17 protein-coding genes, 1 tRNA gene and 2 rRNA genes are annotated in these 20,502 nt (G+C 61.5%); 9 read left to right on the forward strand and 11 right to left on the reverse strand.

Annotated features, from left to right (window positions below):
* The first annotated feature begins 189 nt into the window (after positions 1 to 189).
* The 4 genes from AC1DYJ_RS31315 to AC1DYJ_RS31330 all read left to right on the forward strand — a co-directional run bounded on the left by AC1DYJ_RS31315 (position 190) and on the right by AC1DYJ_RS31330 (position 4,262).
* Positions 190 to 2,991, forward strand: a 23S ribosomal RNA gene (locus tag AC1DYJ_RS31315).
* Between the two features lie 142 nt (positions 2,992 to 3,133).
* A 5S ribosomal RNA gene (rrf, locus tag AC1DYJ_RS31320) occupies positions 3,134 to 3,248 on the forward strand.
* A 168-nt stretch (positions 3,249 to 3,416) separates the two neighbouring features.
* Positions 3,417 to 3,493 (forward strand) — tRNA-Met (locus AC1DYJ_RS31325).
* Between the two features lie 373 nt (positions 3,494 to 3,866).
* A complete protein-coding gene (locus tag AC1DYJ_RS31330) occupies positions 3,867 to 4,262 on the forward strand; it encodes a RidA family protein (RefSeq protein WP_477289218.1) in 396 nt (131 codons plus the stop codon).
* A 230-nt stretch (positions 4,263 to 4,492) separates the two neighbouring features.
* On the opposite strand, the gene AC1DYJ_RS31335 is transcribed toward AC1DYJ_RS31330, so the two are convergent.
* The 10 genes from AC1DYJ_RS31335 to AC1DYJ_RS31380 all read right to left on the reverse strand — a co-directional run bounded on the left by AC1DYJ_RS31335 (position 4,493) and on the right by AC1DYJ_RS31380 (position 13,204).
* On the reverse strand, positions 4,493 to 5,275 hold the full coding sequence (locus AC1DYJ_RS31335; protein ID WP_477289220.1) for a SapC family protein: 783 nt from the start codon (positions 5,273 to 5,275) through the stop codon (positions 4,493 to 4,495).
* Between the two features lie 179 nt (positions 5,276 to 5,454).
* The gene (locus AC1DYJ_RS31340) at positions 5,455 to 6,963 is read right to left on the reverse strand and encodes an aldehyde dehydrogenase family protein (protein ID WP_477426379.1); all 1,509 of its coding nucleotides are present in this window, start codon (positions 6,961 to 6,963) and stop codon (positions 5,455 to 5,457) included.
* Between the two features lie 21 nt (positions 6,964 to 6,984).
* Positions 6,985 to 7,329: a cupin domain-containing protein gene (locus AC1DYJ_RS31345; RefSeq protein WP_477289223.1), complete on the reverse strand. Its 345-nt coding sequence runs from the start codon at positions 7,327 to 7,329 to the stop codon at positions 6,985 to 6,987.
* Positions 7,330 to 7,351: 22 nt separating this feature from the next.
* Positions 7,352 to 7,693, reverse strand: a complete 342-nt coding sequence (locus AC1DYJ_RS31350; RefSeq protein ID WP_477289225.1) for a cupin domain-containing protein — start codon at positions 7,691 to 7,693, stop codon at positions 7,352 to 7,354.
* 20 nt (positions 7,694 to 7,713) lie between these two features.
* Entirely contained in the window at positions 7,714 to 8,064 is a 351-nt protein-coding gene (locus tag AC1DYJ_RS31355; RefSeq protein WP_477289227.1) for a cupin domain-containing protein, read from the reverse strand.
* The gene (locus AC1DYJ_RS31360; RefSeq protein WP_477289229.1) at positions 8,061 to 9,335 is read right to left on the reverse strand and encodes a glycosyltransferase; all 1,275 of its coding nucleotides are present in this window, start codon (positions 9,333 to 9,335) and stop codon (positions 8,061 to 8,063) included. Before AC1DYJ_RS31360 ends, AC1DYJ_RS31355 begins: the two co-directional genes overlap by 4 nt.
* 10 nt (positions 9,336 to 9,345) lie before the next feature.
* Entirely contained in the window at positions 9,346 to 10,419 is a 1,074-nt protein-coding gene (locus AC1DYJ_RS31365; protein ID WP_477289231.1) for an ABC transporter ATP-binding protein, read from the reverse strand.
* Positions 10,416 to 11,210, reverse strand: a complete 795-nt coding sequence (locus tag AC1DYJ_RS31370) for an ABC transporter permease (RefSeq protein ID WP_477289233.1) — start codon at positions 11,208 to 11,210, stop codon at positions 10,416 to 10,418. Before AC1DYJ_RS31370 ends, AC1DYJ_RS31365 begins: the two co-directional genes overlap by 4 nt.
* Positions 11,203 to 12,045 (reverse strand): ABC transporter permease, encoded by an 843-nt coding sequence (locus AC1DYJ_RS31375; RefSeq protein WP_477426383.1) that lies wholly within the window; start codon positions 12,043 to 12,045, stop codon positions 11,203 to 11,205. The genes AC1DYJ_RS31370 and AC1DYJ_RS31375 overlap by 8 nt, the downstream gene beginning before the upstream one ends.
* Before the next feature lie 94 nt (positions 12,046 to 12,139).
* Positions 12,140 to 13,204 (reverse strand): polyamine ABC transporter substrate-binding protein, encoded by a 1,065-nt coding sequence (locus AC1DYJ_RS31380; protein ID WP_477289235.1) that lies wholly within the window; start codon positions 13,202 to 13,204, stop codon positions 12,140 to 12,142.
* A gap of 235 nt (positions 13,205 to 13,439) precedes the next feature.
* Here AC1DYJ_RS31380 and AC1DYJ_RS31385 point away from each other — a divergent pair, with 235 nt between their 5' ends.
* Genes AC1DYJ_RS31385 through AC1DYJ_RS31400 form a run of 4 tightly spaced genes read left to right on the forward strand, consistent with a single transcriptional unit; the run spans position 13,440 to position 18,365 of the window.
* Complete coding sequence (locus AC1DYJ_RS31385; RefSeq protein WP_477289237.1) at positions 13,440 to 14,378, forward strand: GntR family transcriptional regulator; 939 nt, start codon at positions 13,440 to 13,442, stop codon at positions 14,376 to 14,378.
* A gap of 10 nt (positions 14,379 to 14,388) precedes the next feature.
* Positions 14,389 to 15,672: a glycosyltransferase gene (locus tag AC1DYJ_RS31390; protein ID WP_477289238.1), complete on the forward strand. Its 1,284-nt coding sequence runs from the start codon at positions 14,389 to 14,391 to the stop codon at positions 15,670 to 15,672.
* Positions 15,673 to 15,678: 6 nt separating this feature from the next.
* Positions 15,679 to 17,061, forward strand: a complete 1,383-nt coding sequence (locus AC1DYJ_RS31395; RefSeq protein ID WP_477289240.1) for a glutamine synthetase family protein — start codon at positions 15,679 to 15,681, stop codon at positions 17,059 to 17,061.
* 2 nt (positions 17,062 to 17,063) lie between these two features.
* Complete coding sequence (locus AC1DYJ_RS31400) at positions 17,064 to 18,365, forward strand: NAD(P)/FAD-dependent oxidoreductase (RefSeq protein ID WP_477289242.1); 1,302 nt, start codon at positions 17,064 to 17,066, stop codon at positions 18,363 to 18,365.
* Positions 18,366 to 18,500: 135 nt separating this feature from the next.
* On the opposite strand, the gene AC1DYJ_RS31405 is transcribed toward AC1DYJ_RS31400, so the two are convergent.
* Positions 18,501 to 19,202: a GntR family transcriptional regulator gene (locus AC1DYJ_RS31405; RefSeq protein ID WP_477289244.1), complete on the reverse strand. Its 702-nt coding sequence runs from the start codon at positions 19,200 to 19,202 to the stop codon at positions 18,501 to 18,503.
* A gap of 249 nt (positions 19,203 to 19,451) precedes the next feature.
* On the opposite strand from AC1DYJ_RS31405, the gene AC1DYJ_RS31410 reads away from it, so the two are divergent.
* Entirely contained in the window at positions 19,452 to 20,489 is a 1,038-nt protein-coding gene (locus AC1DYJ_RS31410; RefSeq protein WP_477289273.1) for an ABC transporter substrate-binding protein, read from the forward strand.
* Positions 20,490 to 20,502: the final 13 nt, after the last annotated feature.

A 20,502-nucleotide genomic window follows, 5' to 3' on the forward strand; every position in this document is an offset into this window, starting at 1 on the left:
GAAAGGTTCGTGATTTGTCGCAGGAGACGCTCAATCTCCTGCATATGATGGGTTTGCCTAACCGCGCCCTCGAACCGATCTCGAGAAGCTGGTCTTTTTGTGCCAATGACATCGAATTGGATCCCGCACAGGATCTGGTTCAGGCGTCGTTCCCTCGGGAGCGCGCGGGTGGGCATTGGCAATGAGAACGATCAAGTGTCTTAAGGGCAATTGGTGGATGCCTTGGCATGCACAGGCGATGAAGGACGTGATACGCTGCGATAAGCTACGGGGAGGTGCGAATACCCTTTGATCCGTAGATTTCCGAATGGGGAAACCCACCTAAGGTACTTGGAAAATCAGAGTAGCAGAGCGATCTGCTACTGTGGTTTCCAAGTATCGATAATAGGTAACTTATCCTGAATACATAGGGATAAAGTGGCGAACGCGGGGAACTGAAACATCTAAGTACCCGTAGGAAAGGACATCAACCGAGACTCCGGAAGTAGTGGCGAGCGAACCCGGACCAGGCCAGTGGCGATTGAGAGACAAGCGGAACCTTCTGGAAAGTAGGGCCATAGTGGGTGACAGCCCCGTACGCGTAATGCAATCAATCGTCCTCGAGTAAGGCGGGACACGTGAAATCCTGTCTGAAATTGGGAGGACCACCTTCCAAGCCTAAGTACTCGTGCATGACCGATAGCGAACTAGTACCGTGAGGGAAAGGTGAAAAGCACCCCGACAAGGGGAGTGAAAGAGTACCTGAAACCGATTGCCTACAAACAGTGGGAGCCCGCAAGGGTGACCACGTACCTTTTGTATAATGGGTCAGCGACTTAGTGTGACGAGCAAGCTTAAACCGATAGGTGTAGGCGCAGCGAAAGCGAGTCTGAACAGGGCGTTCAGTTCGTCGCATTAGACCCGAAACCGAGTGATCTAGCCATGAGCAGGTTGAAGGTAAGGTAACACTTACTGGAGGACCGAACCCATAACTGTTGCAATAGTTCGGGATGACTTGTGGCTAGGGGTGAAAGGCCAATCAAACTCGGAAATAGCTGGTTCTCCGCGAAATCTATTTAGGTAGAGCGTCGACCGAATACCCCAGGGGGTAGAGCACTGGATGGGCTAGGGGTCCTCACCGGATTACCAAACCTAACCAAACTCCGAATACCTGGGAGTACTAGTCGGCAGACACACGGCGGGTGCTAACGTCCGTCGTGAAAAGGGAAACAACCCTGACCTACAGCTAAGGTCCCCAAGTTATGGCTAAGTGGGAAAGGATGTGAGGATCCCAAAACAACCAGGATGTTGGCTTAGAAGCAGCCATCATTTAAAGAAAGCGTAACAGCTCACTGGTCTAAATAAGGGTCTTTGCGCCGAAAATGTAACGGGGCTAAAGCCATACACCGAAGCTTAGGGTTTGGTCCGCAAGGGCCAAGCGGTAGCGGAGCGTTCTGTAAGCTGATGAAGCCATACCCGTGAGGGGTGGTGGAGGTATCAGAAGTGCGAATGCTGACATGAGTAACGTAAGGGGAGTGAGAGACTCCCCCGCCGAAAGACCAAGGGTTCCTGCTTAAAGCTAATCTGAGCAGGGTTAGCCGGCCCCTAAGACGAGGCGGAAACGCGTAGTCGATGGGAACCACGTTAATATTCGTGGGCTTGGAGGTAGTGACGGATCGCACAAGTTGTCCAATCTTATCGGATTGAACGGGCAGCGGAGCGGTTCCAGGAAATAGCTCCTCCTTATAAACCGTACCCGAAACCGACACTGGTGGTCAGGTAGAGTATACCAAGGCGCTTGAGAGAACTATGCTGAAGGAACTCGGCAAATTGCACGCGTAACTTCGGAAGAAGCGTGACCCTTTTCTACGCAAGTAGAGGAGGGTGGCACAGACCAGGGGGTAGCGACTGTTTATCAAAAACACAGGGCTCTGCGAAGTCGCAAGACGACGTATAGGGTCTGACGCCTGCCCGGTGCTGGAAGGTTAAGAGGAGGGGTGCAAGCTCTGAATCGAAGCCCCAGTAAACGGCGGCCGTAACTATAACGGTCCTAAGGTAGCGAAATTCCTTGTCGGGTAAGTTCCGACCTGCACGAATGGCGTAACGACTTCCCCGCTGTCTCCAGCATAGACTCAGTGAAATTGAATTCCCCGTGAAGATGCGGGGTTCCTGCGGTTAGACGGAAAGACCCCGTGCACCTTTACTATAGCTTTACATTGGCATTCGTAGTGGCATGTGTAGGATAGGTGGTAGGCTTTGAAACCTGGGCGCCAGCTCAGGTGGAGCCACCCTTGAAATACCACCCTTATTACTATGGATGTCTAACCGCGGCCCGTTATCCGGGTCCGGGACAATGTATGGTGGGTAGTTTGACTGGGGCGGTCGCCTCCTAAAGAGTAACGGAGGCGCGCGATGGTGGGCTCAGAACGGTCGGAAATCGTTCGCTGAGTGCAATGGCATAAGCCTGCCTGACTGCGAGACTGACAAGTCGAGCAGAGACGAAAGTCGGTCATAGTGATCCGGTGGTCCCGCGTGGAAGGGCCATCGCTCAACGGATAAAAGGTACGCCGGGGATAACAGGCTGATGACCCCCAAGAGTCCATATCGACGGGGTTGTTTGGCACCTCGATGTCGACTCATCGCATCCTGGGGCTGGAGCAGGTCCCAAGGGTATGGCTGTTCGCCATTTAAAGCGGTACGTGAGTTGGGTTCAGAACGTCGTGAGACAGTTCGGTCCCTATCTGCCGTGGGTGTAGGAATATTGAAAGGATCTGTCCCTAGTACGAGAGGACCGGGATGGACGGATCTCTGGTGGACCTGTTGTGGCGCCAGCCGCATAGCAGGGTAGCTATATCCGGACGGGATAACCGCTGAAGGCATCTAAGCGGGAAACCCACCTTAAAACGAGTATTCCCTGAGAACCGTGGAAGACGACCACGTTGATAGGCCGGGTGTGGAAGAGCGGCAACGCTTGAAGCTTACCGGTACTAATAGTTCGATCGGCTTGATCGTTCTCATTCCTTATGCCCATTTGAAAAAATGGATGGCACAACAAAGACCAGCGAAAAGCTCCGACAGAGCCCCAGGCATTACGCCTGATGCAATCTCGTGGCCAATCGCTCAAAAGCTTCTCGAATAACGTGCGTTTTGCCGACCTGGTGGTTATGGCGGAGCGGCTGCACCCGATCCCATTCCGAACTCGGCCGTGAAACGCTCCAGCGCTGATGGTACTTCGTCTCAAGACGCGGGAGAGTAGGTCGCTGCCAGGTCTGCTAAACGCACGTTGCTTACATCCGGAAATTGGATGAAGCGAAATCTTCTCATTACGATCGGCCCGCCAAGGGACATCGGGCCGCGCAAGCGGCCCTTTCATTTGGTCAGCCATCTACATATCTATAGGCCAGCCTATCTAAACGCACCGGCCTACACAAAGTTGACGCGGGGTGGAGCAGCCCGGTAGCTCGTCAGGCTCATAACCTGAAGGTCACAGGTTCAAATCCTGTCCCCGCAACCAAATCCAAAAAAGGCCCGCATCACGCGGGCCTTTTTGCGTTTGCGGCTGACAGCGGCCGGGCTGGTTCAACCGCCGCTGCCCGCTTGAGCCTATCGGCGACATTCCGTCTGGCCGAAGGTCCATACTGCACCATGCTCGACGCGGAGCGTATCGCAGCCTGACTTAACCCTGTTGCCTTCTCGACGAGACGGAGCGGAACAGTGCGCAGCGTGCTGAAATGCGGACGCTCGCGGTTGTTCAAGTGAGGCGAACGCTTGCGGTTGTTCGAGTGAGATTGTGACGGAGCGCCCGCTCCGACGACAATGTCGTAGATCCGCAAACAGGCCCTCGTATTTTGATCCACGCCATTCAGCCATAGCAGGAGACCACCTCAATGCCGCTCGAATGCATCAATCCCAAAGATCTGCCCGTTCCGGAAATCTACAGCCAGGTCGTCGTCGCGACAGGAAGCAAGCTGGTGTTCGTCTCGGGCCAGCAGCCGGAGGACATCCACGGCAAGCTCGTTGGCCATGGTGATTTCGCAGCCCAGGCGCGCCTGGCATTCGGGAATCTGGGCCGTGCGCTTGCTGCTGCCGGCGCTCGGCCTGAGCATGTCTGCAAGATCACAATCTACATCGTCGATTACAAACGCGACGAACACGTGCCGATCATCGAACAGGCCCAGATCGAGCTGTTCGGGGATCACAAACCAGCAAACGTCGTGGTCGGGATCGCTGTGATGTCTCCTGGCTACCTGATAGAAGTCGATGCGGTCGCGGTCATCGGCTGAGCGAGGCCACGCCGAGCGCGACGTCCAGGCGACCGAGATTTGCGCGATCAGCGAGATCTGCCGATACGGTCGGAGCGGCTTCATCCCCGCAGCATGAGAGGAAATCCGCCTCAATCGCATGGCGACCACTTAGTGCGCTATCAGTAAGCCTAAACTTACTTTCTGATCCTGGGTTCAAATCCAAATGGCCCGCCTTGCGCAGGCCGCTTTATGTGCGGCCGCCTGCCCGCCTATTTCCGCAACGATGCCTGATAAACCAGCGAGGTCCAGCTGTTGCTCGAGGCGAGATGGCAATAGAGCAGCGCCAGCGCGCCCGATTTCCTGAGGTCGAGAAACGCCTCGTCGCTCAATTTGTTGAAGGCCGGCTCGTCGATCACCTGGAAGTCGGTGAGGTTGAGGGTCTCGCCGCCTTCCAGCGTCACCTTGCTCTGGCGCGGCGCGAAGAGGCCGTGCGCGTCGATCTTGTCGACCATGGCACGCGTCGCATTGAAGTCGGTCTGGAACTGGCTGCAGAAGGCGAGCGCCTGTTTCGAGGCTTCGGCCGCCTCGTTCCCGTCGAAGAAGGGCACGATTTTGTCGCCGCCCGCGCGCGACGATGCCTGCTCGACGACGCGTTCGCTGGCGCGGTCGATGCACAGCGTCAGGCGGCCTGTCGTCTTCGATTCATCGGCCAGGATGAAGGGGTAGCGGCGGACATAGGCGGGGATGTAATGCGGCTCCGCCCATTTGCCGTCGGCGCCGACGAACAGGTTCTGGTCCTGGCGCAGGCCGGTGATGATCACCGGCGCCTTGGCGTCGCCGATGAAGACGATGGGGTAGGAGCGCATCGCAGCCGGCATTTCCGAGGCGACGACGGGGATGGCGTGTGCGGTACGGGCAAAGGAGAAATCGGCCCGCGCGGCCAGGCCAAGCGAGCCGTGCCGCAGCGGATTGAGCGCCTCGGGCTTTGCGTAGAACAATGGCAGCGCGTTGACCGCCGGGGTCGGGGCCGTTTCCTGTTTCGCATCGGTCATTGTCGCTGTTGTCTCCTCTTGCGCCCACCCCGGGTTTAAGCCTGCAGTGGCCAGGGTGCAATGTGCAGCCGGCGCCTGTGGACAGCTTGTCGCCGAGCGGCGCCATTGGTTGGCAAAGCAGCCAATCAAGGCGAGCGAGTGGTATTGCATCGGCGGACGCAAAGCCCTGCCGGATCACCTCATATGTGCTTGCGGCCGCCAGTCTCGCGGAACCAGCTGTCGGGGTAGGGATACCACCAGCCCTGAATCTCAGGCTTGTGGTCGATGATGACCATCTTGGAGCGGCGGAAGGCGTCCAGCCCCTGGCGGCCGAGCTCGCGGCCAAGGCCTGAGGCCTTCCAGCCGCCGAAGGGCAGCGCGTCATTGTCGATCAGCGGGTTGTTGACCCAGACCATGCCGGCTTCGAGCCGCTCGGCCGCCTCATGCGCTTCGGCAAGGTCGGTGGTGAAGACAGAGGCGCCGAGCCCGAACGGGCTGTCATTGGCGAGGCGAATCGCCTCGTCGAAATCTTTCACGCGGCAGATCGCGGCGACCGGTCCAAAACATTCCTCGCGCACGATCGCCATATCGGGCGTGACGCCGGTCAGGATCGTCGGTTCATAGAACCAGCCGGTGTTGTGCGCCGGCGGGATGCGCCCTCCTGTGATTGCTTTGGCGCCGCTGCGAATGGCATCGTCGACCAGCCGCATCACCTTCGCCCGGGCGGCCTCGCTGACCAGCGGACCGATCTCGGTCTTGTCCATGCCATTGCCGATGCGCAGCGCCCGCGTCTTCTCGGCAAACAGGTCGACGAAGCGGTCGTGCACCGAATCGACGACGAAGAAGCGCTCGGCCGACGTGCAGACCTGGCCGGTGAGATGGAAGGCGGCCGTGACAGAACCGGCCGCCGCGACCTCTAGCGGGGCGTGCTTGCTGATGATCAGCGGATCGCTGCCGCCGGCTTCGATGACGCACGGCTTCATGCGTTCGGCGCAAGCGACCGCCACCGCCTTGCCGGCAGCGACCGAGCCGGTGAAAGCAACGGCGTGGGTGCGGTCGGACGCGGTCAGCGCCTGAGCGGTGGCGGCTGCGCCCGGCAGGCAGGAGATCAGCCCTTCCGGCAGTGAGCGGAACACGGTCATGTAGTCCAGCGTCGACAGCGTCGTCGCCTCGGCCGGCTTGATGATGCAGGCATTGCCGGCGGCAAGCGACGCGGCCACCGTCCAGCACATCAACAGGATCGGAAAATTGTAGGGCATGATATGCACGGAGACGCCGTACGGCTCGTAGCGCGCATATTGGAACGAACCGGGCTGCGTCGTGCCGGCGATTTTGCCGGCGTCGTCGCGAGCCATCTCGGCGTAATAGCGAAAGATCGGCGCACAATTGGCGATCTCGCCGATCGCCTCCGGATAGGGCTTGCCCATCTCGCGCACCATCAGCTCGGCGCAGCGGGTGAAGTCGGCCGCCTCGATGGCGTTTGCGACCGCATGCAGGTGCTTTGCGCGGCTCTTGGCGTCGAGCTTTTTCCACGCGGCCTGCGCCGTGGTTGCGGCGTTGAGCACAGCGTCGATCTCACCATCGCTGGCCGCGGCGATGGCGCCGACGGTTTCCAGCGTCGCCGGATCGATCACCGGTTTTGCCGCACCGGTCATCGGCCGGTAGTCCGGATTGACGAAGAAGGTCGGCCGGTCAGCGGAGAAATCCATGGTCGTCCTCTCGAGACCCGCTCAGCGGATCATGTAGACCTTCTTGATGGTCTCATGGACGGTGCAGACGCCCTTCCAGTCCTGCGGGAAGAAGGCGGCCGTGTCCGGCTTGATCTCGATCACTTCGCCGGATTCGTGGATATAGGTGCAGCGGCCCTCGAGGAAGTGGCAGAACTCGTCGCGGGTGACGTGGCAGTGCCATTTGCCGGGCGTGCAGACCCACAGGCCGCATTCAGAGCGGCCTTCCGGTCCCTTGTAGAGCAGCTTGCCCGAGGTGTGGGATTGCCCCTCGATCATGGTCGGGATAACGCCCCAGTCGACGAGGTCGGTGATGGTAAGCGGGGATTGCATGATGGGCGTGGTCATAGCGTTTCCTTGAATAAAGTGCTCAGCGGCACATGAAGGCTTTGGTCAGCGTTTGGGTGACAATGGACGTGCCGGTCCAGCCGGCGGGGAAGAACACCAGCGTGCCGGCCTCGACCGGGATCTCTTCGCCATTTTCGTGGACATAAGTTCCGCGACCCGACAAGAAATGGCAAAACTCGTCGGCGACAAAGGTGACTTTTCGCGAGCCGGGCGTGCACGACCACAGGCCGCATTCGCTCGAACCGTCCGGGTTCTGCGACAGGATTTTGCCCGCGGCACGTGGCGAACCGGCAAGCGCATTGCTGCCCGCGCCCCAATCCTCCAGTTCCACGGTCGAGGCCTTTGGCCAGTGCGGTGTCGTCATATAGTCTGCTCCGTTGCTGTTCAGGCCAGCATGTAGACGTTGCGCATGGTGTCATGCACGGTGCATTCGCCTGTCCAGCCGGCAGGGAACATCACCACGGTTCCGGCTGCGACTTCTATCACCTCGCCGACATCCGACCGGTAGGTCGCGCGGCCGGCGACGAAATGGCACAATTCGTCGCGCGGAATGCTCAACCGCCAGCGGCCGGGCGTGCACACCCAGATACCGGATTCCGGCTGGTTGTTCGGCCCTTTGTGCACCAGCCTGCCGGTCGAGTGCGAAGCGCCGTCCAGCGCATCGGCTTGCGCGCCCCAGTCGACGAGGTCGGTGCGGGTCGAGGCCTGGTAGAGGTGCGGTGCAGACGAGGTCACAGCAGCGCCTCCAGCAGGCCGGCGGCCTTTTCCGGACCGTTCTGCGCCTGCATCTGCGCCGAGGTCTTCGCCAGCTTGGCCTTCATCTTCGGGTCGGTCAGGCAGGTCTCGATCCGGCTGACCAGCTGGGCATCGCTCCAGTCGTAGCGCGGCATGCCGAAGCCGTGGCCGGTTTCCTGGACGCGGGTGGCGTTGTCGTGGCCGTCCCAGACATAGGGCATGATGATGGCCGGCTTGCCGAAATAGAGGCATTCGGTGAACGAGTTGTTGCCGCCATGGTGGATCACCGCATCGACCTGCGGGATGACCGACGGCTGCGGGAACCAGCTCTCGACAATGACGTTGCCGGGCACATCCGTGTACTGGTCCTTGTAGCCGCCGACATTGACCAGTGCGCGGTAGCGGGTCTTGCCCAGCGTCGCGATGATGCGCTTCAACAGATCGACATCGCCGGCGCCCAGGCTACCGAAGGAGACATAGAGCAGTGGCCCGTCATTGTTCTCGGCGAAGGTCGGCACGGTGTATGGCTTTTCCTGCCGCACACAGCCTTCGAGATACTGGAACTTCGCCGGGTCGAGCGGATGGCGGCGCTTGAATTTTGCCGCTTCGGGATAAAGCAGCAGATTGAGATAGGGCGAGGCCTCGAAGAACTGGCCGATCGGGTAGGGCGCCTCATTGTTGGCGGTGAGGAAGGCGTTGAAGTCGTCATGGATCGGTTTGATCACGGCGTTGAAGTGATCGCGGTAGCGCTGGTGGCCGACATGGTCGTTCTCGCCGCAGCCGGAGAGATGCGGCGGGATATCCTCATCCTCGATCTCGTTTTCCGAGCAGGAGATGACGCGCACCCAGGGCTTGCCGAACTGCTTGATCGCCGGGAACAGGATGACATTGTCGACGCAGATCACATCCGGCTTGATGGCGGCCAGAACGCGCGGCAGATCCTTCTGCGCCCATTTGGCGCTGTCGACGATCGCGGTCCAGCAATCCTTCACATAATTGTCGACCTGGTCGTAGGGCGACTTGCGAAAATTCGGGATGTGGCCGTTGATGAAATCCTCCCAGAATTTCGCCATCTGCTCGGGCGGCATCGGCTCCGACAGGTTCACCGGATGCGCTTCGAAGCCGTAGCCCTTGTAGACGTCCACAAAGCCCGGGTCGGACAGGAACACGGCCTTGTGGCCGCGCGCCTCGACGGCTTGCGCGATACCGACGGAATTGAGCGCCGGGCCGTAGGCTGCCTCCGGAAAAAACGCGATCGTCTTCTGCGCCATCTGGCTTCTCCTATTCCTTGAAAATTCTGACATCGGCGGCATCCCAGCCGAGTTCGACCTGGTCGCCCGACGCGACCGGCCGGCGATCTGCGGCATCGGCGGTGACGCGCACCAGAAACGGTTTGGGCGACAAGGGCGTGCGAACATGCAGCTGCAGGTCGAGCCCGTGATAGGCCAGCGCCTCGACCGTGCCGGTGGTGCGGTTCGCGGTCTTGTCTGACGGGAACAACCGAATGCGCTCGGGCCGCACAGAAGCCACCGCTGATGCGCTTGGTGTGAGCGTTGCAGGAACCTTGCCGGTAATGCGCGCGCCGTTCGCGGCGATCACGCCGTCAGCTGTGGCTTTACCCGGCACGAAATTCATCACGCCGATGAAGTCGGCGACGAAACGGTCGGCCGGATGTTCGTAGATCGCGTGCGGCGTGTCGCATTGCAGCAGCCTGCCGTCCTTCAGCACCGCCATGCGGTCGGCCATGACCAGCGATTCCTCCTGGTCGTGGGTGACGATGACGAAGGTGATGCCGACCTCGTGCTGCAGCCGCTTCAGCTCCAGCTGCATGGCGCCGCGCAGTTTCTTGTCGAGGGCGCCGAGCGGTTCGTCGAGCAGCAGCAGCCGTGGCCGCTTAACCAGCGCGCGGGCGAGCGCGACGCGCTGCTTCTGGCCGCCCGACAATTGCTCGGGTTTGCGGTCGGCGAAGGGGACGAGCTCGGTGGTGGCCAGGATGGCATCGACGCGGGAGCGAATTTCAGCCTTCGGAAGATGCTCCATTTCGAGGCCGTATGAGACATTGGCGCGGACACTCATATGCGGGAACAACGCATAGGACTGGAACATCAGATTGACCGGCCGCTTGTTGGGCGGGGTGCGGGCGATGTCTTTGCCGTCGAGCAGGATGCGGCCGTCGCTGGGCGTCTCGAAGCCCGCGAGCATGCGCAGCAGCGTGGTCTTGCCGCAGCCGGAGGGGCCGAGCAGCGCGAAGAACTCGTTTTCCCTGATATCGAGCGAGATGCCGTCGACGGCGGTGACGCGGCCGAAATTCTTCGACACATGGTCGATGGCGAGCAGCGTGCGCGGTTCGCTCATTGGCCGATGATCCCACGGTTGAGCCGCTGCGACAGGGTGAGCGCGGTGATCGAGACCGCCATGACGATGGTCGCCAGCGCATTGATCTCCGGCGTGATGCCGAAGCGGATCATGGCGTAGATCTGCATCGGCAGCGTGGTCGAGGCTCGGCCGGCGCCGGCGGTGAAGAAGGCGATGATGAACTCGTCGACCGACAGCGTGAAAGCAAGCAGTGCGCCGGCGATGACCGCCGGCAGGATGACCGGCAAGGTCACGCGCCGGAAAGTGGTGATGGCGGAGGCGCCGAGATCGGCGGAGGCCTCGACGATCGACCAGTCGAAACTCTTCAGCCTTGCACGCACCACCGAGCAGACGAAGGCAAGGTTGAAGACGACATGGGCGAGAATGATGGTGTGCAGGCCCATGGTCAAATTGAGCATGGAAAAGAACGACAGCAGCGCGATTGCGAGCACAATGTCGGGTATAATCATCGGCGCGAAGATCAGCGCTTCGAGCCCCTTGCCGTATTGCCGGCGCATCTCGACGCCGATGGCTAGCAGCGTGCCGAGCAGCGTGGCGATGGCCGTGGAGACCAATGCCACGATCAGCGTGTTGAGCGCTGCCGACAGGATGGCGGAATTGCTGGCCAGCGAAATATACCATTTCAGCGAAAAGCCCGACCACGCCGTCGGCAGCCCGCCTTCGTTGAAGGACAAAGCCACCAGCACGGCGATCGGGATGTAGAGGAAGGCGAAGACGAGGGTGAGCACAAGCCATAGCGTGCGCCGCGTCGCGGGGGAGCGCTCAGCCATCGGTGCCTCCGCTCGCCTCTGCTGCCCGCCCTGCGGCGCGGTCAGCGGCCAGCGCCTGCGCCATCAGCACCAGGAGCATGATGGCGATCAGCGCCATGGCGAGTGCGGCGCCGAACGGCCAGTCATTGGCGGTCAGGAACTGGTCGTAGACGAGATTGCCGATCATCTGGAAACGGCCGCCACCGAGCAGCGCCGGGGTGACGAAATTGCCGATCGACAGCACGAAGACGAAGACGGCACCGGCGGCGATGCCCGGCACCGTCAGCGGCAGGATGACACGGCGAAATGTGGTGGCGGCGGACGCGCCGAGATCGCGCGAGGCTTCGGCCAGTTCCGGGTTGAGGCGCGACAGCGGCGCGTAGCAGGCGAGGATGACGAAGGGCAGATAGTTGTAGACGAGGCCGGCGATGACTGCGCCTTCGGTGTAGAGCATCGAGGGCGGCTCGCCGGTGTAGCCGAACCAGCGCAAGAGCTGGGTGATCAGGCCTTCTCGGTTGAGCAGCACGATCCAGGCATAGGTGCGGATCAGATAGTTAGACCAGAAGGGCAGCACGGCGAAGAACAGGAAAATTGGCTGCCACCGGCGCGGGGCCGCAGCGATGGCATAAGCGGCGGCATAGCCGATCACCACGGCGATCAGCGTCGCGGTGCCGGCAATGCGCGCGGACTTCAGGAATATCCCGGCATAGAGCGGGTCGAAGACCAGCCCGAAATTCTCCAGCGTAAAAGTGTAGTCGATGCCGCCATAGATGCCGCGCCGGAAGAAGGCGAGCGCCAGCACCAATGCGCACGGCACCACCATCAGCGCGGTCAGCCAGACCAGCGCCGGGGCCATCAGCAGGGAGGAGCGAAGTCGGGTCTGGGACAATTCTTCAGGTACCGCTCAGGACCGGCGGCAGAAGCACCGCCGGCCGTGAAGTCTGCGCCGCTTACTGCGCGGCCTTGATCTCGCTGACGATCTTGGAATAGTCGCGCTGGGCTTCGCCGACGTCACGCAACTGTTCGAACTTGACGAGGTCGGCCACCGGCATCGCCATATTGGGGAACTTTGCCAGGAAGTCTGCCGGCAGGCTTTCCATCGCCGGCTTGTTCGGCACCTTGTAGTCGATGTTCTGCGCCGCCCAGGCGTGGTTCTTGGCGTCGAGCATGAAGTTGATGAACTTGAAGGCGTCGTCCTTGTGCTCCGACGCCTTCATCACCACCATCGTGTCGACCCACAGGTCCGAACCTTCCTTCGGGATGACGTATTTGATCTCCGGCTTTTCGGCGATGCCGTAATTGCACCAGCCGTCCCAGGCCTGCACCAGCAGCGCCTCGCCGGACACCAGCTTGGAGTAGAAGGTGGTGTCGTCATAGGCGAGCAAGGTCTTCTTGGCCGAGATCAAGAGGTCCTTGACCTCGGCCATCTTGGCCGGATCGGTCTCGTTGACGGAATAGCCCTTGTCGAGCTGCCCGGCGGCCAGCAGCCAGCGATCAGTCGCCAGCATGGTGGTCTTGCCCTTGAGGTCGTCGGAAGGCGCCAGCAGGTCGCTCCAGCTGGTTGGCGCCGTCTTGACCAGATCCGAGCGGTAGCAAAGGCCGGTCGTGCCCCAGGTGTAGGGGACGGAGAAAGCGTTGCCGACATCATGCGGCAGCTTGGTCGCTTCGGGATAGAGGTTGGCGAGGTTGGGGATCTTGGCGTGGTCGATCGGCTCGGTCAGGCCGAGCTTGTTCAGCACTTCGGCGAAGGGCGAGGAGACGAAGACCACGTCATAGCCCTTGCCGCCGGCGGCAATCAGCTTGCCCATGATCTCTTCATTGGTGGCGTGCACCACCACTTCGCCGGAAACGCCGGTGGCGGTCTTGAAGGCGGCCATGGCATCGGGCGCCATGTAGCCGTCCCAGTTGGAGATGACGAGGTCGGCGGCCGTCGCCGGCGCCGACAGCGCCATGGCGAGGCCGAGAGCGATTGAGGATATTTTGAGCGCACGGCGCCGCAGGCTGGTAGCGGTCATGGCAGACTCCCATTCGGTTGATCGTCGAAATCATTCGTCGGACCAAGGCCGGCGACCCGCGCCGCTGCCTCGATCCTGTTCCCTCGGTCTTTCTTGCCGATTGTGCTGACAGTACTATTGCAGAAAAAAGTACGTCAATCCATAATTTGTCACCCGACCGAGGAATCTGACCGATTGTGCTCGTACTGGCGATCGGCCAAACCCATGCGGTCACATTCGGTATTCGAGAATTGTCATGCAAGCCGCAGCCCGACGACCTCGCACCAACCATCTCGATCTGGCGCAGCGCATCCTCGATGTCGCGCGCCAGCGCGGCTTCGAGCCTGGCGCCCGCCTGCCCGAGCAGCAGATCGCGTCGCTGTGCAACGTCTCGCGCACACCGGTGCGTGCCGCACTCAGCCTGCTCGCAGAGCGAGGTGTCGTGCGCTGGGAGGCCGATTCCGGTTATCATCTGGCGGTCGACCTCGCCGCGCAGCCGGCCATTGCCGCCGAGCTTCCCAGTGCCGAGGAAGACGAGCTTGCCGAAGCGATCCTGCGCGACCGCTCGGCGCGAAGACTTGACCAGACGGTGACCGTCGCCGGGTTGATGCGGCGGTACGATGCCGATCGCAAGACGGTACTAAAAGCGTTGAATAAACTGACGGAAGAGAATCTGCTCGACCGTGCGCCCGGCCAGTCCTGGCTGTTTCGCCGCGCGCCGGACGATCCGGAGGCGCAAGGCGAAAGCTACGAGTTCCGGCTGCTGATGGAGCCGGCGGCGATCCTGACGCCCGGCTTCCGGCTGGACGGTGCGCGGGCGGCGGCGTTGCGCCAGGGTATGGAAGCGCTCTCGGCATTGCCGGACGCGACCTTGGACACGCGCGAGTTCCAGCGGCTGGACATGGATTTCCACGGCATGATCGCCGAGGGCTGCGCCAACCGCTTTGTGTCGGATGCGCTGGCCGATCATCTGCGCCTGCGCCGGCTGCCGGGTATTTACGCCGGCGTCAACGTCTTCCGGCTGCGGCAATCGCTGCGCGAACACTTAGGCATACTCGACTATCTTGAAAGCCGGCAGTATGAGGTGGCTGCCGACCTGCTTCGCATCCACCTGCGGCTCTCCCGCAACCAGCGACCGCAGGCGGCCAGCCGCGGCGCGCCCGCACTGTTCGGCATGATCAGCCGGCCGGACTGAAGAGGAATAATTGACGCGTAAAGCCAGCCCGACCATCGCGCTGTTTCCCGAAGCCAGTTTCGGCGCCGCGTTGAATTGCGTCGGTATCGCACAGGCATTGCGCGCACGGGGCGCCCGGCCTGTCTTCATCTGCCATGCCGGGTTCTCCGGCGTCTTTGCCGACTATGGTTTCCAGGAATACCAGCTGCCGACCGACGAGCCGCTGAGCGACAGCGAGCGGCAGAGCTATTGGCAGGCCTTCGTGCGTCGGCATCTGCCGCATTTCCGGCTGAGCCCGATCGACCAGCTCGAAACCTATGTCGCGCCGACCTGGCAAGCGATCGTCGACACTGCGGTCAATGCCGAGGCGCCTTTGCGCCAGTTGTTGACGCGGCTGAAGCCGGACGCGGTGGTGCTCGACAACGTCATCATGTTTCCAGCGATCGCAGCCGCCGGATGTCCGTGGGTGCGCGTCGTCTCCTGTGCCGAGACCGAACTGCCCGATGCCGAAGTGCCGCCCTATCTCTCGGGGATGGGGGCCGACGACCCGCAGCGCGCGGTGTTCGAAGCGCGCTATCTCTCGGCCTCCGCACCGGCGCATGATCGCTTCAACCGTTTTCGCGCGGATGCTGGTCTCGCGCCTTTGCCCAAGGGCCTGTTCCTTGAGACGTCACCCGACCTCAACCTGCTTTTGACGCCGGCGATCGTGCGGCGCGAGCGCGCCGAACCGCTCGACCCCGCGCGCTTCGTCTATCTCGAAGGCTGTGTACGCTCGGAAGGGCCGTTCGAGGTGCCGGTGTTTCCGCGCAACGGCGGGCCGCTGGTCTATGTCAGCTTCGGCAGTCTCGGCGCCATGGATGTCGGGTTGATCGAGCGCATGCTCGCCGTCTTCGACAGGCTGCCGGCGCGCTTCATCGTCAACGTCGGCGGCCTGCGCGACGCCTATCGCGCGGTGCCGGACAATGTCTATCTCGACGCCTGGTTTCCGCAGCCTTCGGTGGTGGCGAAGTCGGACCTGTTCATTCATCATGGAGGCAACAACAGTTTTTGCGAGGCGCTGCGCTTTGGCGTGCCGTCGCTGATCATGCCCTATTGCTGGGATGGACATGACAATGCGCAACGCGCGGGAGAGACGGGCGTAGGCGACCATATCGGCCGCGACGCCTGGACCGAAGGGGGATTGGAGAGAGCCATTCTCGGCCTGCTGGCCGACGATGAAATGCGCGCCCGCCTCAGGGAGAATGCAGCCCGGATGGCGCTGACCCCTGGAACGGATGTGGCCGCGCAAGCCATACTCTCTCTCATAGGTACGTGAACCAAAATGCAGGACAAAAATACAAACACCGCTCTCTTCACCGGCAACGATCCCAAGAGCTGGCTCAACCAGCACGGCATCACCGAAGTCGAGTGCCTGGTACCGGACATGAACGGCGTGCTGCGCGGCAAGGCGCTGCCGACGACAAAGTTCCTCAAGGCGCTGGAAGACCGCGCGCTCTATCTGCCGAGCAGCGCTTTCCTGGTCAGCATCGATGGCCGCTATTCCGGTTCGATCGACGAGGGCTTTGCCTATCAGGACCCAGATATGCGCATGGTGCCCGACGTCTCGACGCTGTGCCTGGCGCCTGGCGGCGCCGCCGGCAAGGCCTACGTCTTCGCCGATGCTTTCCACATGGACGGCCGGCCCTGGATGGCTTCGCCGCGTCATGTGCTGCGCGCCGTGCTCGACCTCTACCGCCAGCGCGGCTGGCGCGCTGTGGTGGCGCCTGAGGTGGAATTCTATCTCACCGCGCCCAACCCCAATCCGGACCAGCCGCTGACCGCGCCGGTCGGTGCCAATGGCCGCGCCGAAGGTTCTCAGCATCCCTATGACATGGTGGCGCTGGAAGAATTCGAGCCGGTGATAAGGCGCGTCTATGACTATGCCGCGGCCGCCGGCCTGCCGCTCGACACGCTGATCCATGAATCCGGCACGGCGCAGCTGGAGATCAATCTGCTGCATGGCGACGCAGTGCCGCTGGCCGACCAGGTGCTGCTGTTCAAGCGGCTGACGCGCCAGGCGGCGCAGCAGAGCGGCATGCATGCCACCTTCATGGCCAAGCCGATCGCCGCGCAGGCGGGCAGCTCGATGCATCTGCACATGTCCGTCGTCGATGAGAAGACGGGCGCCGCGCTGTTTGCCGGCGCTGACGATGCCGACACCGAGATGTTCGGCCATTTCATCGGCGGCCTGCAGAAATATGTGCCGGAAATCATGCCGCTGTTTGCGCCGAACGTGAATTCGTACCGTCGCATCAGGCCGAACCACAGCGCGCCGGCCAACATCGAATGGTCGCATGACAACCGTTCCTGCGGCCTGCGCGTGCCGGCCGGTGGCCGCTCTGCAAGACGCGTGGAAAACCGCCTGCCGGGTGCGGATTGCAATCCCTATCTGGCGATCGCCGGCTCGCTGCTCGCCGGCTATCTCGGCATCGAGCAGAAGCTGGCGCGCTCTGCAGAAGCCACGGGCAATGCCTACAGGATCAAAAGCACGCTGCCGAAAACCATGGAGGAGGCGCTCGACCGCTTCACCGCTTGCGAGCCGGTGCGGGCATTGCTTGGCGAGGATTTCTTCCAGACCTATCTGCGTGTCAAGAGCGTCGAGCTAGACCTGTTCCAGAGCGTGGTGACGAGCTGGGAACGCGACCACCTGCTGTTGAAGGTGTGATCATGGCTTCCAGCTCAACGGGTTTCAATTCCGGTCTCGATATCGGCAAATCCTACTATGTCGCCACCGCCAATCCGGCGCCGGACTATCCGGCGCTGGTGGGCGACGTCGACGCCGACCTGGTGGTGGTCGGCGGCGGCTGCACGGGCCTGTCGGCCGCTCTTCATGCCGCCGAGCGCGGCCTGAAAGTGGTGCTGCTCGAAGGCGGTAAGATCGGCTGGGGGGCATCGGGCCGCAATGGCGGCCAGATGATCCCCGGTCTGCGCAAGGGCGCCAAGGGGCTGGTCAAGCTCTATGGCCCCGAGCGGGCGAAGGTGCTGTTCGATCTCGCCTTCGAGGCGCGCGGCCTGGTGCTCGATATCATCGAGCGCCATGCCATCGATTGCGATCTCCGTCTGACCGGCCATCTCGTCGGCGCGGTCAACGCCTCCGACCTTAGAGATCTCGAGGAAGAGGCAAAGTGCCTCGAGACCGCAATGAAGTTTCGCGACGTCGAGATCCTGTCGGCGGCGGACGCGCGGGCCAAGGTCGACACGCCCTATCACGGCGCAATGTATGAGCCGCTCGGCGGCCACATGCATCCGCTGAACTATACGCTCGGGCTTGCCCGCGCAGCCGTGGCGGCTGGCGTCACCATCTATGAGAACTCGGTGGCGGTGAAGCTGGAGCGCGAGCCTTCGATCCGGGTCTCGACGGCAAAGGGTGCGGTGCGGGCCAAGCATGTCGTGCTGGCCGGCGATGCGTTGCTCCACGGGCTGGAGCCGCGCGTCAACAGCCGCATCATGCCGGTCGGCAACTACATCGTCGCCACCGAGCCGCTGGAGGGCAAACGCAATGTCATCCCGGCCAATGTCGCGGTGTCGGACACGCGCTTCGTCGTCAACTACTACCGCATGTCGGCGGACGGCCGGCTGTTGTTCGGTGGCGGCGAGCGCTACACGCCGTCGCCGCCGGCCGACATTGCCGGCTTCGTGCGGCCGCATATGGAAGCCACTTTCCCGCAACTGAAGGGCTGCCGCATCGACCATGCCTGGGGTGGCTTGGTCTCTGTGACGACATCGCGGCTGCCGCATGTCGGGCATTATGGCGACGTCTATTTCGCGCATGGCTATTCCGGCAAGGGCGTCATCCTGTCGACCCTGTCAGGCAAGCTGCTCGCCGAAGCGATCACCGGCGATGCTTTGCGGCTCGACCTGTTCTCGACGCTGACGCCGATGCCGTTCCCGGGCGGTACGGCGCTGCGCGGTCCGCTCTATGTGCTGGGCATGTTGTGGTACGCCATGCGCGACCGCATCAAGCATTGAGGTTGCGGAGAGACGACGGAGAGGTTTGCGCCGCGCTAGAGCGTTTCACCGTTTCATGGAAACGGCGAAACGCCCTACCTTTTGTTTGCACGCAATTCCGGACGGGAAACCGCGCACACTTTCCCTGGAATTGCTCTAGGATGCGCGGGCAAGAAAGGTCTGGTAGTCGGATTTTGCCTGCAGCAAACGAAGGATGTTGTTGCGTGATCCGCGGATGTGCGCGCGGGTAAGCTCGACGGCCCGCGCTGCATCGCCAGCGCAGATGGCCTCGACGATCTCGAAGTGCTCTTCGCGGGCTATTCCCCATTCGTCCAGCCTGAGCAGTTCCATCCAGACATAGTGCTGGCATTTGTCGAGAATGCCATTCAGCAGGCCGCTCAGCATCACATTGCCGCTGATTTGAGCAATGGTGCGGTGGATGTCCATGCCGATCTGCAGTTCCTGGAACATGTCATCCGAACTGCGTGTCGGCAGTGCGGCCAGCCGCTCGCATTCCCGCACCATTTGGCGAAGGCGCTCCTTGTCCGCGGCCGTGACCTTGGCGGTCGCCAGCTCTGTCGCATAGCCGTCCAGCAATTCCCTGATCTCGAATGCCTCGCGGAACATATGGATGTCGAATTCCTTGACGAGGTAGCCCTGGCGCGGGCGGCCGACAACCAGGCCGTCCTGCTCAAGCCGGTTGAGCGCCTCGCGCACCGGCGTGCGGCTGACCTTCAACCTGATCGCCAGATCGTTCTCGGTGACGCGCGCTCCGGGAGGCAGCTGTCCGGTGACGATCATCGCTTTCATCGACCCGTAGACGGATTCGCGAAGCGTGTTCTTTTTTCTCGTGGGCATTGCGATGTTTCCGTCTCCCGTACCGATCGTCGAGGCCTGGTCCAAATAGCCTTGCGGTGACGAAGTCACGCCCGGATGGCGTGGCTGCGAACCCTGCGAAGACCAAGGTGCATCTTCCGCCTTGTAGCGGCAAGCCTGTTGGAAAAAGCACGATCTTTCAAGTTGACATCCGTTTTCCGGGCAAGTTACATTCCAAATTGTATACAAAATAGAATGCCAGATCAACAATGGCTTCAGGGGAATATGACGATGAGAAAATCAAGAGTTGTCAGCGCGTTAGCTGCGATCGGGATAGCCATGCCTGTTGCGCAGGCGCTTGCCGCAGATACGATTACGGTGGCGTCCTGGGGCGGCACCTATCAAGAAGCTCAGGGTAAAGCGTTCTTCAAGCCGACCGCCGATGCGCTTGGCATTACGATCAAGGAAGACACCACCAACGGTCTCGACGACGTCCGGCTTCAGGTGACCGGCAATGCCGTCAAATGGGACATCACCGAGCTTGGCGCGGATGAATGCGCGCGGGGCTCCAAGGAAGGCCTGTTCGAGAGGCTTGACTATAGTGTCATCGACAAGAGCGGGATCAATCCGAAGCTTGTGCACGATGACTGGGTTGGCATCTCCTATACCTCGGTCGTGCTGATCTACAGGACCGATGTCTTCGGCGAGAAAGGACCGAAGACCTGGGCCGATTTCTGGAACGTCGAGAAGTTTCCGGGCCGGCGTGCACTGAGCGGAAGCCAGGCGACTGAAACGCTCAGCGTTGCAGCGCTTGCGGAAGGCATCCCCATCGACAAGGTCTATCCCGTTGACGTCGACGGCGCGCTGAAATCCGTCGACAAGATCCGCGGTCATATCGATGCCTGGTGGACCTCCGGCGCCCAGGCCATGCAGCTGGTCAAGGACGGCGAAGTCGACATGGCAAGCATCTGGAACGGACGCGCCGGCACCTTGAAGAAAGAAGGAGCTCCGGTCAGCTTCTCGTTCGATCAGGGCGTGCTGACAGCAGACTGCATGGTCATTCCCAAGGGTTCGAAAAACAAGGACATCGCCATGAAGGCGCTTGCCATGTTCGTGAGCCCGCAACTCCAGGCCAATCTGCCATTGTACGTCGACAATGGGCCGGTGAACGAGAAGGCTTTCGAGACCGGCAAGATTCCACCGGAGAGGATCAAGGACATCAATTCCGCTCCCGAAAACGTCAAGAAACAAGTTCTGCAGGATGCGGAATTCTGGCGCGACAATCTCGTGGAGGCCACGGAGAAATTCGATAATTTGATCCAGCAGTGAGCAGGCCAATCTA

Source organism: Mesorhizobium sp. P2_B11, from assembly GCF_056404855.1.